General features: G+C 65.9%; 17 protein-coding genes. 8 read left to right on the top strand and 9 right to left on the bottom strand.

The features are described from left to right. Positions 1-463, top strand: a 463-nt coding sequence (locus tag MKK82_RS12125; RefSeq protein WP_243985849.1) for a response regulator transcription factor, incomplete at its 5' end; no start/stop codon positions are given. Positions 464-943: 480 nt separating this feature from the next. Here the strand turns inward: MKK82_RS12125 and MKK82_RS12130 are convergent. The 3 genes from MKK82_RS12130 to MKK82_RS34405 all read right to left on the bottom strand — a co-directional run bounded on the left by MKK82_RS12130 (position 944) and on the right by MKK82_RS34405 (position 1,962). Further along, entirely contained in the window at positions 944-1,204 is a 261-nt protein-coding gene (locus MKK82_RS12130) for a hypothetical protein (RefSeq protein ID WP_238291378.1), read from the bottom strand. A gap of 194 nt (positions 1,205-1,398) precedes the next feature. Further along, entirely contained in the window at positions 1,399-1,533 is a 135-nt protein-coding gene (locus MKK82_RS33910) for a hypothetical protein (RefSeq protein ID WP_279602957.1), read from the bottom strand. 186 nt (positions 1,534-1,719) lie between these two features. Further along, positions 1,720-1,962 (bottom strand): PilZ domain-containing protein, encoded by a 243-nt coding sequence (locus MKK82_RS34405; RefSeq protein WP_409566794.1) that lies wholly within the window; start codon positions 1,960-1,962, stop codon positions 1,720-1,722. Positions 1,963-2,308: 346 nt separating this feature from the next. Here MKK82_RS34405 and MKK82_RS12135 point away from each other — a divergent pair, with 346 nt between their 5' ends. Together MKK82_RS12135 and MKK82_RS12140 are read left to right on the top strand one after the other, a co-directional pair. Continuing rightward, positions 2,309-2,893 carry a hypothetical protein gene (locus MKK82_RS12135; protein ID WP_243985851.1) on the top strand — a complete coding sequence of 195 codons (585 nt, stop codon included), beginning with the start codon at positions 2,309-2,311 and terminating at the stop codon, positions 2,891-2,893. Further along, positions 2,857-3,603, top strand: coding sequence for a Crp/Fnr family transcriptional regulator (locus tag MKK82_RS12140; protein ID WP_238291423.1), 747 nt, complete (start codon positions 2,857-2,859; stop codon positions 3,601-3,603). Before MKK82_RS12135 ends, MKK82_RS12140 begins: the two co-directional genes overlap by 37 nt. A gap of 532 nt (positions 3,604-4,135) precedes the next feature. Here the strand turns inward: MKK82_RS12140 and MKK82_RS34410 are convergent. The 5 genes from MKK82_RS34410 to MKK82_RS12165 form a co-directional block, all read right to left on the bottom strand. Continuing rightward, on the bottom strand, positions 4,136-4,336 hold the full coding sequence (locus tag MKK82_RS34410) for a hypothetical protein (RefSeq protein ID WP_238291374.1): 201 nt from the start codon (positions 4,334-4,336) through the stop codon (positions 4,136-4,138). Between the two features lie 44 nt (positions 4,337-4,380). Further along, on the bottom strand, positions 4,381-4,749 hold the full coding sequence (locus MKK82_RS12150; RefSeq protein WP_238291372.1) for a DUF6481 family protein: 369 nt from the start codon (positions 4,747-4,749) through the stop codon (positions 4,381-4,383). Positions 4,750-4,847: 98 nt separating this feature from the next. Further along, complete coding sequence (locus MKK82_RS12155; protein ID WP_238291371.1) at positions 4,848-5,057, bottom strand: cold-shock protein; 210 nt, start codon at positions 5,055-5,057, stop codon at positions 4,848-4,850. Between the two features lie 1,479 nt (positions 5,058-6,536). Then, positions 6,537-7,346, bottom strand: a complete 810-nt coding sequence (locus MKK82_RS12160; RefSeq protein WP_313902092.1) for a sigma-70 family RNA polymerase sigma factor — start codon at positions 7,344-7,346, stop codon at positions 6,537-6,539. Between the two features lie 511 nt (positions 7,347-7,857). Beyond that, positions 7,858-8,550 (bottom strand): winged helix-turn-helix transcriptional regulator, encoded by a 693-nt coding sequence (locus MKK82_RS12165; RefSeq protein ID WP_243985852.1) that lies wholly within the window; start codon positions 8,548-8,550, stop codon positions 7,858-7,860. Between the two features lie 101 nt (positions 8,551-8,651). Here MKK82_RS12165 and MKK82_RS12170 point away from each other — a divergent pair, with 101 nt between their 5' ends. From MKK82_RS12170 to MKK82_RS12185, 4 genes are all read left to right on the top strand, one after another. Beyond that, positions 8,652-9,443 carry a VOC family protein gene (locus MKK82_RS12170; protein WP_238291369.1) on the top strand — a complete coding sequence of 264 codons (792 nt, stop codon included), beginning with the start codon at positions 8,652-8,654 and terminating at the stop codon, positions 9,441-9,443. A 31-nt stretch (positions 9,444-9,474) separates the two neighbouring features. Then, complete coding sequence (locus tag MKK82_RS12175; protein ID WP_243985857.1) at positions 9,475-9,993, top strand: SRPBCC domain-containing protein; 519 nt, start codon at positions 9,475-9,477, stop codon at positions 9,991-9,993. Between the two features lie 5 nt (positions 9,994-9,998). Further along, a complete protein-coding gene (locus MKK82_RS12180) occupies positions 9,999-10,631 on the top strand; it encodes a dihydrofolate reductase family protein (protein WP_238291368.1) in 633 nt (210 codons plus the stop codon). Between the two features lie 175 nt (positions 10,632-10,806). After that, complete coding sequence (locus tag MKK82_RS12185; RefSeq protein ID WP_238291367.1) at positions 10,807-11,190, top strand: VOC family protein; 384 nt, start codon at positions 10,807-10,809, stop codon at positions 11,188-11,190. Between the two features lie 75 nt (positions 11,191-11,265). On the opposite strand, the gene MKK82_RS12190 is transcribed toward MKK82_RS12185, so the two are convergent. Continuing rightward, positions 11,266-11,550, bottom strand: coding sequence for a hypothetical protein (locus MKK82_RS12190; RefSeq protein WP_238291366.1), 285 nt, complete (start codon positions 11,548-11,550; stop codon positions 11,266-11,268). A gap of 290 nt (positions 11,551-11,840) precedes the next feature. Here MKK82_RS12190 and MKK82_RS12195 point away from each other — a divergent pair, with 290 nt between their 5' ends. Beyond that, positions 11,841-13,922, top strand: a complete 2,082-nt coding sequence (locus MKK82_RS12195) for a hypothetical protein (protein ID WP_238291365.1) — start codon at positions 11,841-11,843, stop codon at positions 13,920-13,922. Positions 13,923-14,208: the final 286 nt, after the last annotated feature.

The following is a 14,208-nucleotide window of genomic DNA, read 5'->3' on the forward strand; positions in this document are numbered from 1 at the left end:
CAGCCTGAAGAAGCGCCAGCCGAACCTCCGCACGCTGGTGGCCTTCGGGGTCCTGTCCGCGGATGACCTGCGCGCCCTCTTGGCAGCAGGCGCCGATGCCTTTGTGGCGCGCTCGAAGTCGCCCCGGGACCTCGGTGCCGCTTTGCTCGCCCTCGCGGAGGGGTCGGAACGCCTCGCTCCGCCGAAGCGACTCGTGGACTTGCCGGAGGCGCTGACTGAATTGCCCCGGCTCACTCCGCGGGAGGCGGAGGTGCTGCGTTTCGTCAGTTCCGGATTCAGCAACAAGGAGATCGCGCGGCGCTTGGCGCTGAGCGTGCGGACCATTGAAACGCACCGCCTCAACCTGCGCGGCAAGACGCAGACCGGCCGGCTGAGTGACCTGATCTCCCTCGCCCGTCACCTCGGACTGCCCCCCGTGGTCAACAGCGATGGGCAGCACGGCGTCCAACATTCCCAGCATTGATCGGTCTGCCGGATCGCCGCGCCCAAAATCCTGCCGGCCAAAGCGGCGTGGACGTGATGGATGATCGGTTTCGGCACGGCGCGGCGTGCTCGGACAGGCGCTCGATCCCTCTGCGCCGTGCGGCCACGGCAGGCGTGCGGTCGTCGGGTACGGCGCTGGCTGACAGGGCGGAGGCGTCTGAGCCGGAGCCCTGACGAGCGGTTCGCGCGGCCACGCCCGGCTCTCCCGTCACGCCAACGGTCGCCAACAGCCCGGGCACCAGGGTGAACACCGACAGGGTCTGTCGGATCGCGTCAGCGTACTGCCCGCTGGCGTGCACGATCAGCCGGGCCGACGCCGATGCACACGGCTGCCGAGATCGACGTGATCGTCACATCGGGCCCCGGGGCTTCAACGACCTGCCGCGTCCCACGGTTCAGGCGCTCGTGGCCACGCCCGTCCCTCCATGCGGCTGGGGGAGGAGGGAGGTATATGAGCCCTTCAATCGGGCCCGCCGCGTGTGATCGCCACGTGCGGGTGATCGGTGGCCTTCTGGACGACGACGCGAGCGTCATGCGCACCCCGCGGCGGGATCTGAGCAAGAACAGCCACCATGGCGAGAGCTGCAGAGATGCACATCAGCGTCCAAAGCATTTGTCCGATATCATCGGCGTATTTGAGATTGGCATTCAATATAGCATAGCCACCGACTGTGAAGATTGCGGCCGTGATCGCTGGACCGATATAATCGTTCAAGCTCATGATGCCCTCCTCGTAAAGGGCTCGAGCCTGTTGCCGACAATGGGCTTTGTCGTTGACGAGCATCAACGCCGGCGACGGTTGAACAGCCGCGTCAACGCTGCACTGATCTTCGCAGCCTCCCATGGAGCCGCTCAACGAACGCGTTTGCCCCATCGCAGCGCAGCCCCATTACGCATGCGCGGAACAACGGGGGCTCAGACGACGAACAGCGAATAACCGAGTTTGCACAGGTTCCAGCTCGACCGTCCGAGCGCGCGGCTGAGGACGTCACCACCGCCGACCTCGCCGCCCGCGCCGAGCGTGAGGCCCACCAGCGGCAGAGCACTCATCCCCGATGAATCGAGGCCGGCCGGATGATCCAGCAGATCTCCGGGCTGCGCTCATGCAGGCAAGTGCGCGCAAGCTCCGTGGGGAGCCCAGGGTCGTGGGTCTGAGAGAGCCTGCACAATGAAAGATCAGCATGAATATTATTAATATTGACCTAATCGTGCGGTCAAATCAGTCGAAGATGATAATCAAACGAAAGTGAGCCCAATTTGATTGGGCCGCCTCCACACGACGCGAGCGGACAAGGTTTCACCGGTGGCTATGAACTTGACGTCGAAATCGTCCGGAATACCGAACACGCTTATGACGTTGATTCTCGCTCCATCGAGCGATAGATCGATCAGTCGACATGGGATCGGCGGGCCAAAGGATGGTATTATTTCCGCCATTGCCGATGTCTCTACGCGGAACTGTTTTCTGAGATCGGCCATTGCTACTCCAAAGAAAAAAACTTATGCGACGGATACTATTGTATCGGAGCTACCGAGGTTTTAAATTCGTATTCGGATATTCGACGAAATCAATCGATTAGGTCGCCCGAAAGAGATGAATTCATCCAGACAGGTGCTGCTCGTCGGCGAAAATGGCAAATCGTTCATGAGCAAATGCGGACATCATGGCCGCCGCCAGCGTCAGATCCCGCTTCGCCGCCCGGATCGACGCCGGCAGCGCGGCGCAGGCAATCCGGGTTGACCGGAAGCGCCTCGCCCGTCGAGGCCAGCAGATTTAATCCTCACCGGCATGCGCACGCGCCAGCGACGGGGCGGGGCGCGATACGTGACGATCATGCCGGTTCGTATGGCCCCGTCGAACGGCATCGGCACGATGGGTGATGGCCGGATCGGCCACCCGTTTGACCTCAACGCTTTCGCCCGGCGGGATGGCTTCCTCGACGGGCGCGACTTCGCAGGCTTCTCGTGCGCCGAGCATCCCGGCGTCGATCCGTTTCAAGCGTCTGTCCGCAAGCCAGATCTAAGCGCGGCGATCCGGGCCCGGATATGCAAGGATGGAAGCGGCCCGTCGCTTCTTCGGCTGAGCGAGCGTCGGCTCGGCATCCGCCGCGGCGACTTCGACGGGCGGCTCCGGACGCGCGAGGTCGGCGCCGAGCGCGTCGAGGGCCGCGCTCCTCCGCGGCGTGGAGCGCCCCGTTTGCCGGCCACGCCCGCCTCGCGGCCTGCGATATGGCTGAGCACGGCCTGGACGACGCGCGGCAGCACCTTGATCGACCGATCGCTCCCGCGGACTTTAGCGATCGCCAGCCCTCGCTTGGGCGCGGTCTTTCTGCTCTACCGCTTGTACAAAGCATGCTCGCTGGGGAGAGAGCAGTGGCTGAAACGATCCCGCCGAATGCACAACCACTGATCCGGAGGATCGAAAGCATCGCGCTCTTCGAACTGCACGATGCCGAGCGAGTCGCGCTGGCGGCTCTGCCGATGCAGAGTGCGGACTTCAGCGCGCGTCAGGACATCGCGACCGAGCACGACCGACCCAGCCGCTCCTTCACCGTCCTGAGCGGCATCGTCGCCACCTACAAGACGACGCGGGCGGGCGGGCGGCAGGTCATGGCCTACCACGTCCCGGGCGACGTGCCGGATTTTCAGAGCCTGCACCTAGAGGTGCTCGACTTCAGCCTCGCCGCGGTCACCCCGTGCCGGGTGGGATTCGTCCGGCACGAGGCCGTGCGGAGCTTGCTCGAGGCCCAGCCTCGGCTGGTCGGGGCCTTCTGGCGCGCGACCCTGATCAACGCCGCCCTGAGCCGTGAGTGGATGCTCAATCTGGGTCGACGCGACGCCTACGCCCGTACGGCGCACTTGTTCTGCGAGTTGTTCACGCGCTTGCAGGCAGTCGGTCTCGTTCACGATCACACGTGCGCGCTGCCGCTGACGCAGCTTGAACTCTCCGATGCGCTTGGGCTCACGTCGGTCCATGTCAACCGCGTCTTGAAGGACCTGCGCGGGGCGGGTCTCGTCACGCTGAGCGGCAAAAACCTGACGGTCCACGACTGGGAGCGGCTGAAGGCTGCGGCTGAGTTCGACCCGACCTACCTGCACCTGCGGCGCAAGGCCGGGTGACAGCTGCGGAGGTGTGGATAAACCGCGCGTGTCAAAATCGGCGCGCGGTTACCCTGAACGCCCGGTACAGTGAACGCCGTGCGCGGCGCAGGCGAGATCCGGAAGGACGCGGCACATCGCAGTCGTCGATGAGCAAAGGCTCGTGCTGTCCCGCTTCGATTTCGTGGCTCTCTCAACGCCGATCCTGTCGGAGGAGATGACGCGACCGGACCAGCAATCTGGTTCACTTGCTCGGACGGCACAGAGGTGCCGTCGGCATCAGTCTGGCTCCAGCAGGTCGAGGGGCTCCGTGCTGGACGCTGCAACGACGGTGTCGCGTCCGGGCTTGGATCTCGGCCGCCCGGTGCGGCTCTGTTGGCGCCTTCGGCGGCACGGTGCCGGGCGCGTCCACTTGCCGGTTCAGGGCGGTCACCTCGATACGAGGGCGGTGCTGAGCTGTATCCGGCAGGCAAACGCCTTCACGGCGCGTTCGCGGAGCGGCTCTTTCGGGTCGGCTGAGAATGTGGGCCCGATCCCGCCTGACCGTGACCGCTCAGGAGACGGGAGTGAGTTCACCCTCACGGGCAGCGCGTTCGCCACCCGCCGACTTGATTCGATAGCAAGGCTCACCGGATCGGTCGTCCGGCATGAGGCGAACCACCTCGAAGAGGCCGTCGGTTACGCTATTCTTATTATCGACGTAGTTCATACCCGTCTGCCGGACGCTCTGACCGAGCTTGAACTTGTGAGACATTTCTCGTCCTTGAAAATAGCTATGATTTGCAATGTGGTGCCGAACTATCGGCGAACCTTGGCTTTGCGGGCGGCGAAGCGCGCATCGCGCGCTGCCTTCTGCTCGGCAGCCAGTGCGGCTTGGCGCTCCGCTTTCTCGGCAGTTTGACGGGCGAGCTCCGCCTCGGCGCGCACGCGCGCAGCAAGGGCCTCGGCCTCGCGCTCAGCTTCAGCTGCCAGACGGGCGATCTCACGCTCGCTGATCCGGACTTCCCGCGCCTGGATCACAGCTTGCCGCGCAGCCTGCCGTGCGAGAACAGCCGGATCATCAGCTGTCGGGCGCGCCCGGAACCGGGCGAGGGTGGCCTGACGTGCCTTGGCAGTGGCCTCGAGGCGATCGACGAGCTGGACAGCTTTGAATTGACCCACGTACATTCCTTCATATCCATCACGGCTGGGCCGGATGGCGAAAAACAGATGAAGTCGCTCTTGCGGGAGCGACTTCGATATTCGTCATCGTGAGATGAACGCGCTCAAGCGGCCTGAAGGCTGCCGGCGGACTGCTTGCCGCTGCGACGGTCGGTCTCCATCTCGTAAGAGACTTTCTGGCCTTCGACCAGATTGTTCATGCCGGCGCGCTCGACGGCGGAGATGTGCACGAACACGTCCTTGCCGCCGTCATCCGGCTGGATGAAGCCGAAGCCCTTGGTGTCGTTGAACCACTTAACGGTGCCGATGCTCATAGGTATTCCGTATCTTTATTCGCAAACGAATGGGTCGAGCGCACATGAAACACGCGCTCGAGCGTTGGTCGTCGAAAATGGGAGATATGCAGTGCGCTCGCCCTGATAAGGCGATACGGCCGAATGTCTGGCCAAAGATCGATATGTGACTTGTAAGCCAACTGCGGCACAATCACAACTCCAATTCCGACGGCGGGAAATCAGAGCCTAAATTTGCCCCGTCAGCGCACGCATTACGCTGTGGCGCGCGATGTTCAGGAAGGGATCTCCGCGGCCCCCTCCGATGTGCGTGGCTTCCCTCGAAACGTCGGCCGCGCGCGAACACCGCGACTCGTTCGCTCTCGAGCGGGCACGCGACAGCCGCGGTCGTGCGGGAGGCGGATCGGCGGTTGGGGGATCCGGGTCAGGCCACACCGGCCTCCTTCATCACTCGCGGCCGCTGCGAGGAGGCCGCTCGGTGATGGCCTCATCGGGTTGTGCAGCCTCCGCGCGCTGAATGTAGTGCCCGAGGCCCCGGGCCGAGGTCGACACGCTGTCCGCCGTCGCGGGACGGTCGTGTGATAGACTCAGGCGCGCGCGACACTGCTCGATCGTCAACCCGACATTGTTCAAATGCCGCTTCAAAACTTCAACTGATTGCCGACCACGGCACGCACGGCACCGCCGCAACGTCAAGCATCAGCCACCTTGGGCGCGGGCGACAGTCGCAAGTGAAGTCGCTTTAATTTGCATCCCGCCACATGGCAGTCACCTCCCGCAGTGCGGCCTCCCCTTGCCTGAGCGCCGTCGGCTCATCGGGCAACGAGTAGATGCACTGCCGCAAGATGCAGTCCTGATCGCAGATGACCCAGCGATAGCGCGACGGGTCCTCCGGGCAGGGCTCAACTCGCAGGGAGAGGACCACCGATGCATCCGCCGCCATCGCGATCTCCTTCGGCTTGCTGGACTGCGCTTTTGGTCCCGACGGATGGGCAGTCCGGGAATTGCATCCAGTGGGTGAAAGCATCAGTGCGGTAGCTGTGCTCGCAGGAAGCCACGTGCCACGGCGATCGATCGTCGATGGATTTGGGATCCCACCGGATGATGGCGCGCTGGTCTGGCTCGTCGCGGTTGATGGCGATGATCCACCGCCCATCGTGCGGCGCCCGATCCATCGCCCTCCAGGTATGCATGGCACCCTCCCGGCACATCATCGTGTTGGGTCACCAGAAACGCGCGAAGCGCCGAAACCGTTCGGGCCTCCTCCGGGCGCACGGCGAGATCATCACGGCAGAACGGCGCGCCGGGCAGTGTCGGTGTGCCCGGCCGAGCAGCACCGTCCTCATCGTCAGCCCCTCGGGCCTCGCCGCACGGCACTGAGGCCCCTGTATCTGCCTGGAGCGAACCGCACCCCAACCACGCGGGATCGGCACCGCCAGGGACGCGTCAGCTTCATCGCGTGTACCAGTCCGCCATCGCGAGTTGCGTAGGCTGTCTGGCTCAAGCCGGGCTTCGTGCATCCCTGCTCTCGAGTGAGGCCGCCAAGAACGCGCGCGCACGGCTGACGCGACTCTTGACCGTGCCGACCTTGCATCCCACGAGATCGGCAGCCGCCTCGTAGGTCAGACCCTGCGCGCCCACGAGCAGCAGGCCCTCACGCTGATGTCGCGGCAGCCTGCCGAGCATGGCCCAGACTGTCCGAAGCTCGACTCCATGCTCCTGGGCGGCCGGAGCAACCATCTGCGTTGCCGCAGCGCCGTCGACGTCCTCGACTTCCCGCTTGCGCTTGCGGCACTCGGTGTAGAAGTGGTTTCGGAGGATGGTGCACAGCCAGCCCATAAGGTTGGAGTTCGGCGCGAAGCGATGCTGGTTCGCCCATGCCCTGACCAGTGTCTCCTGCACGAGGTCGTCGGCGCGGCATGGATCCATGGTCAGCGATCTCGCGTAGGCGCGCAGATCAGGAAGCGCGGCCAGAAGCTCGGTGCGAAACGCGGTCGCGTCGCCTTCGGCCGTCAATGCCGCATCGAGCTGCGCGATGAGCGCGAGATGCCGCTGGGGCTGCGCCTCGGTCAGGATCGAGGCGTAACATGCGTGCAGGCGACGACCCAATTGGTCGCGCACGGCCGCCGACAATCCGGGTCCTGCCTGCGGAAGCACACCGGTCGGCAGGCCGCGGCGGTAGATCAGCGCTACGGCATGCCAGAAGGCAGCTCTGTCGGCGCCCGATCGCGCGAGGCTTTGCTCGATCCTTGCCTGCGCCTCCTGGGCGAGATTCTCAACTTGGTCGGGCGCGATCTCAAGCCAAACCATCGTCGCCTCGCGAATGTTAAGTGCCGTTACATCAACTGGCCCCGCGGGCGTTTGCTCCCTCGCGGGGGCTCAAAAGGCGGATGCGCCGGTGGGACAGCTCCTGCGGACCGAGCCGCGCGGCGGACAGGCCGGCGCGGACAGGAGGTCTGCCCGTTCGAGGCGGCGGATCGTCCGACATGACGGATCTTGATAGAGCAGCTCAGTTCACCTGAGCCGCACGACGTGCCGCTCTTGCGGCACGGAGCGGGCCGTAGCCAGTCGCAAACCCACCGGTCACCGACGCTCAGGCAGTGCTGCGTGTCGCCTGGACTGACCGACAGCCGCCGGTCCACGTCGGCGAGGGTGTGCTCGAAGAGCGGACGGATCCATGCCGCTCGCGTTGCGCCACGCGACAATCTTCGGCCGCGCGGCTGGCAGCGGTACGGCCGCACCTGCACGGCGGACCGCCCTCGCGCAGCCTGGAGAGCCCTTGGCACAATCCGGGAACATCGACCTGACCGTCCAGACCCTCTCAAGGAGTCTTGGCGGGCAGAGCGAAGAGATCGACGAAGGATTGTGTGAGATCGACCGCGCCTGCGAAGGCGAGCGTTCCGCCCGCGCCGTCTTTGGCCAGAGGTGCCTTGCCATAGATCGTGCGGCGCATCGCCATCGTGTCACCCGTGAACGTGATGTCGGGAGCCTCCACGACCCCACGGTTCACCACGATCTCGCCGCCGGTCACCGTCACGACGAAATCCTCGCCGGGGAAGTGGAAGGCGACCGACGCGGACAACTCGGCGGCTCGCCGGTGGTCGACCAGGGCCTGAAGCGACATCATGGCGGACGCGGCCGACATGAAGAGGAGCGGGTCGTGCCGCGGTGAACGGGCAGCCCAGCGCCCCATGTCGCGCATCAGCGGAGCGGCCTGACGGCCCCACTCCGTCAGATCATAGACCTGCACGTTGGCCGGAGACGGCAACTGATGGCGCAGGACGATGCCGGCCTCCCCCAGGCTCACCAGGCGCTGCGTCAGCACGTTGGCGCTGATGCCGGGGAGGTTTGCCCGGATCTCGCCGAAGCGGCGGGGGCCGAAGACCAGCTCGCGCATGATGAGCAGCGACCAACGCTCGCCGATGAACTCCAGGGCGAGCGCGGTACCGCAAGCGTCGTCGTACCGACGCTCGCGCGGCGCAGAGGCGCGTCTAGTTATTTTTTCTGACTGCATGGTTGCCTAGTGTAACCAAAAAATGTCAGCCTTGGGCAAAGCGGGGCCGCGAGCGGTTCCGGGGCGCGGCGGACGCGTCCGTTGTCATGGAGGAGCGCCGGGTGCCAATTGTCGAGGGTACGCCCATCTGGTTCGAACTGAACGCGGCCGATCAGGACGCGGCACAAGCCTTCTACGAGGCTGTCGCGGGCTGGCGCATCGCACCCTCGCCGATGCCGGAGCATGGCGGCTACCGAGTCGCGGAGGCTGGCGGGAAGCCCGTGGCCGGGATCCGGCAATCGATGGCCCAGGCTCCCGGCTTTCCCGGCTGGGTGGTCTACCTCGCGACGCAAGACGTCGACGCCATGGCTTCCCGTGTGGCGGACCTCGGCGGTCGGATCCGGTTCGGACCGGTCGACATCCCCCATGTCGGCCGGTTCGCCCTGGTGAGCGACCCGCAGGATATCGTCTTCGCCGTGATGAAGGCGGCGCGGCCCGGCGAGGGCCACGTCTTCGGACCCGTCCCCCTCGGATCGGAGCAGACCCTCGGTCAGGGCGTGTGGATAGAACTCGCCACCCCAGACCCGGCGGCGGCCTTCGCGTTCTACGGGGCGCTGTTCGGATGGGAGAAGCTCGGGGCGATGCCGATGGGCGAGATGGGCGAGTACGCCTTCATCGGCCGAGGCGACCTACGCCCCGGCGCGGTGATGTCGAGCGCAATCACCGGAGCGCCGGCCCGATGGAACTGGTACGTTCACGTGGCTGATATCGATGCCGCGCTCGCGACGGCCCGCGCGCGCGGCGGCACGGTGCTTCAGGGGCCAGATCCGATTCCCGGGGGCAGCTACTCCGCCAACGTCGCCGATCCGGCAGGCAACAGGCTCGGCCTCGCCGGTCCGCGCCTGGCGGCGTGAAGGGAGGCTCTCGATGACGAGCGAGAAGCTGATGAGGGCAGATGGACCGAGTGACGCCATCCCGGCGAAGGCCCCGGCGCGGGTGGAGCGGAAATCGGACAGGGACCTCGTCATCACCCGAACCGTCGAAGGCCCGGCGCCTCTCGTCTTCGATGCGTGGACACAGCCGAAGCTGTTCGAGCGATGGTGGGTGCCCCAATCCTGCGGGGTCTCGTTGATCGCGTTCGAGGCCGATATCCGCACCGGCGGCACGTACCGGCTGGTGATGGGCCACCCGTCCGCGGAGCAGCCCGTGACGTTCTTCGGCCGATACGTCGAGGTGACACCTCACGCCCGCCTCGTCTGGACCAACGACGAAGGGGGCGAGGACGGAGCCCTCACCACGGTGACGTTCGGGGAACGGGACAACGCGACGGACGTCGTCGTGCACGAACTCTTCCCCTCGAAGGAAGCCCTCGACCAGGCCTTGGCGTCCGGGAGCACGAGCGGGTGGGGCGAGCAATTCGCGCAGTTGGACGATCTGATCGTCGTCCTCGGCGCACAGGCCTGACGCCCATGGGAAAGGTGCGCGCGCGAGGTTTCGCGGTCTCCATCGATGGTTTCGGGGCGGGCCCGGACCAGAGCCTGGAGCATCCACTCGGGAAGGGGGGCCCGGAATTGATGCGGTGGTTCTTCCCGACGCGGGCCTTCCGATCGATGATCGGGCAAGAGGGCGGGACCGACGATCGTTTCGCCGACGCCGCGATGGATGGCTTCGGCGCCTTCATCCTCGGCCGCAACATGTTCGGGCCTGCCGGCGACGATTGGGGCGGGCCGGACTGGAAGGGCTGGTGGGGCGACAATCCCCCGTATCACGCGCCGACCTTCATCCTCACCCACCACGCCCGGGCGCCCATCGTCATGGAGGGCGGGACCACCTTCCATTTCGTCACCGGGGGGATCGAGGCGGCACTCGACCAAGCCAGGGCCGCCGCCGGCGACTTGGATGTCAAGATCGGTGGCGGTGTGTCGACGGTTCGCCAGTATCTGCTCGCGGTCGCGATCGATGAATTGCACCTCGCGGTGTCTCCCATCGTCCTGGGCCGAGGCGAGAACCTGTTCTCGGGCATCGACCTGCCGAGCCTCGGCTACCGGGTGACGGAAACGGTCGCGACGGAGCTTGCGACCCACATCGTGCTGACGCGCTGACCGCCGGAAGACAACCGGGTACGGCCTCACAGCGCGGAACCAACCTGTCGGCGAAGGCACAGATCCGGGTGGGCAGCCGACGCATGATGGACCGTGGGGTGTGGCCGGCTCGAGGCCTGATGCGCGTTCAGTTCCACACAGACCGGGCAACATACGAGCGAATGGAACGGTTGAGATGAAGGTGACTGTTTCCATCGACGTCCCGTCGATCGATGAGGGGCTGACGTTCTTCGGTGACGTCTTCGGTTTCATCGAGACCTCCCGGCCTCATCCCGGCTACGCAAGGCTGACGCTGGGGGATGAAACGATCGGACTTCTTGCCAAACCGGCTGGATCTTCGCCTGCCCCGGGAAGCGACGACCTTCGCCGGTATGAGCGCCATTGGACACCGGTGCACATCGATTTCCGTGTCGACGACTTCGAGGCGACGCTTGCACGCGCCGTGGCGAAGGGCGCGCGACCAGAGCAGGTGCACCGCGTCTCGGGCTTTCCCCCCGTCGCCTTCTGCAGCGACCCTTTCGGACATGGATTTTGCATCGTCGGCACGAACACGCTTTAGGGTCTCAGCGGCTCAGATTACAAAACCTCTTTCAACGACCACCATCAATCAGGTTCCGGCCTCGCGCCCGATCGCTCATCTTGCCCCATTTGTAGGATGTGGACTCTTGCGATCCGTCTCCAGCATCTTCGCCATCTGGTCGAAGGGCACGACCGCCATCACCTGACCGTCCGGCATCTTGATGACGTTGATTTGCTTGCCGGTAGCCTTATCGGTTGCCATCGCGACCATCAGCTGGATCGGCTCGAACGGCGTGACGACGAAATCGTGCCCCCAGGCGCCGACAAGGGCCGATAAGGAGGCCATGGCCACGCTTGTTCCGGCGAGGAGAGCGACAGCCGGCAGAAGTGCGCGCATCATGATGGATCCCTTCCGGTTCGACCGGTAAGACTTCGCATCCGGGGCGGCGCAGTTACCGAGACCGAATCATCATCGCTCGTGCCGTATTGGAGCATCGACGTCGGAAGAAGAGCGGCAGGGCAACGCGACATTTCGATGTCGCCTCATGCGTTCCGGCTCTTGCGGAGACTGTCGATGCTGCCCGGCAGGCTGGGGGCGCAATGAGCGTGGGACGGGTGGGGGCTCAGGGAGAGCAGCGGCACGCCGCACGTCGGGCGGCCTTCAGGCTTGCTCGTGGAGTCCTGCACGCGTTGCGGAGCACGACCCGGATTGCCGGTGCGCTCGTCCTCGGGGCCGTCGGCATCCTGTTTCTGAACTACGTCGTGCTCTCGACGGACAAGGCGCGCGCCTATCGCAACCTCGACCCGAGCCTCGCCGAATGCCGCGACGGGCTCGCGAAAGGTTGGACGATCCTGGCCGATACCGGCCGCGAAACCCTGCGGACCGCGATGCCGTCCGACGGCGACGGATGGGTCGACGCCAGCAACGACGAAGGCGCGGTGATCGCGGCCGATATGCGTTGGGCGACACGGCTGCGCTGCGCCCTCCAGCGCCACGTTGTCCCGGCCCGCGAGGCCGGCGGGCAGGACCTCGCCTACCACCTCGGCTTCATCGAGTTCCAAGAAGACGGCGAACCCTACGCACTGGTCTCCCGCGAGGGGGCGAGCGACACGGCCATCGACAGCGCGATGCTGCGCCATGCCATGGATACCGAGATGCGGGCCAAGGGCATGCCGTCCACGATGGTCAAGCCCGTCATCACGCAGCTCGATGCCCTGAAGAAGCATCTTTCGACGGGGTCGCACTATGTGATCGCGTTCGTTCACGGCTGGCGACACGACGCGCGGATCGGCGACGGCAACGTGGCAGACCTGCGCCTCTACGCGGCTCACGCCGCCCGCTTTCTTGCGCAGCGCTGCCCGAGCGACCCGAGCGTCTGCGACATGGACGTCACGGCCGTCTATGTCGGATGGCGCGGAGCTCGCGTCGACGAGCGGGGCCTGCGGCTCTGGTTCGGCGACGCGATCGGCGGCTTCTTCGGAAACCTGTCGGCCGGCGCCACCCTGTTCGATCGGAAGCCGGTGAGCGAAGCCATCGCGCCGGCGGCGATCTCAGCCCTGCGCACACTCGAGACGACGCTCAGCGCGCCGGGGGCGCACAATAAGCTGATCGTCGCCGGGCACAGCCTCGGCGGCAACATGCTGGCCAGCGGCCTCAAGGACGACGTGGTGAAGGCGGTGCGCCGCCACCGGTTCGGAGAGACGCTGCCGCCGGTCCTCGGCAATCTTGTGGTCCTGATCAATCCCGCCTCCGAAGCGAGCAAATGGACCGCGATCCAGCGCGAGGTCTGGATGAAGCTGGCCGACCATGCCGACGTGCACACGCCGGCCTCCGAGGTCGCCCGGGACGACGGCTACTTTCCCGCCGACCAGAGGCCGGTCCTGATGTCGGTCACTGCGGCCCTGGCCTTCCCGGCCGGCGGGCTGCGGCCCGGCGATTGCGCGTGGATCGGCCTTGATGTCGACGACGCCTTCGCCGCCGCCCGCCGGAAGATCCGAAGCCGGCTCTCGGCGACGGACAGCATGTTCGATGCGGGCGTCGACTACGATTGGGCGACGCACGACCTGTTTCCGACCTTCAAGTTCGACTTCCGCCCCGCCGCTGGCTTCCTCGACCGTGTGGCGGCGCGGTTCGAGGGCCGCCAGCCTCGTGGCGAAAGCTGCAGCCCGCCACCGCCTGTCGGCCTCGGAGCCGGATTGCTGACGCTCCCGCTGCACACGCTATCGCTGCTGGCTGCAACCTTCCCGTTCCAGAACACCGCGCGCGAGGATTCGCACACGATCGGCAATCTCGACCCGCCGCGGCCGGCGGCCGGCGTGCTGGCCGATACCCAGCCTTCGGCTGCACCTTTCGGCACGACCCACGAACTGCTCGGGCTCGATGCTCCGGGTCTCGAGAAGCACCATCCCTATGCGACCCTCGCTGATGCCGCCCTGGACTGCCCGCGCTCCGACCGCTGGCTGACCCGAGCCCGAACGGCGCGCGCCGCCCGGCGCGGTACCTTCTGGGACAGCGCCGACCTCGTGCCGAGCCGGTCCAACGAGAGCGGCCCGGCCGCGCGCTTCCTGCACGGTCTTCAGTTGACCGGCATCGCACCGATCACCCGCCCCAACGACCCGTTCTGGAACGTCCGGGCTTTCGACAACGCTCTCTCGCGTCACGACGGCTACCGGCTGTCGTCGTTCGTCTGTGCCTTGAACCAACTCGTCATGGACGAGATCACCGATGCGCCATCGGCTATGAGTGATCACCGGGACCCGCAGGTTCCATAGAGCTGATCGTGACCGGATCCTCAGGCGTTTGCCCCGGATCGGACAATCGCCAACCCCTGCGATACGACGCTCAAGCCCGTGCTGCGGGTCGGCCGAAGGCAGCCGCCCTGCTTCACGGTAATGGAGGCCGGAGAGGCGACCGACGGAGCGGCGGCCGGTCGGAAGGTCCGCGATGGACATCGATCGGATCGAAACGACCTCCGACGAGAGCGGGTGATCCGGAATGGGAGCCCGGTGAGGCGGGTCGCGCTACGGGGGGACGCGCAAGACGGCGCCCGGTCAGCGC

The sequence above is a fragment of the Methylobacterium sp. E-046 genome (assembly GCF_022829625.1).
GTDB classification, from domain to species: Bacteria; Pseudomonadota; Alphaproteobacteria; order Rhizobiales; family Beijerinckiaceae; genus Methylobacterium; species Methylobacterium longum.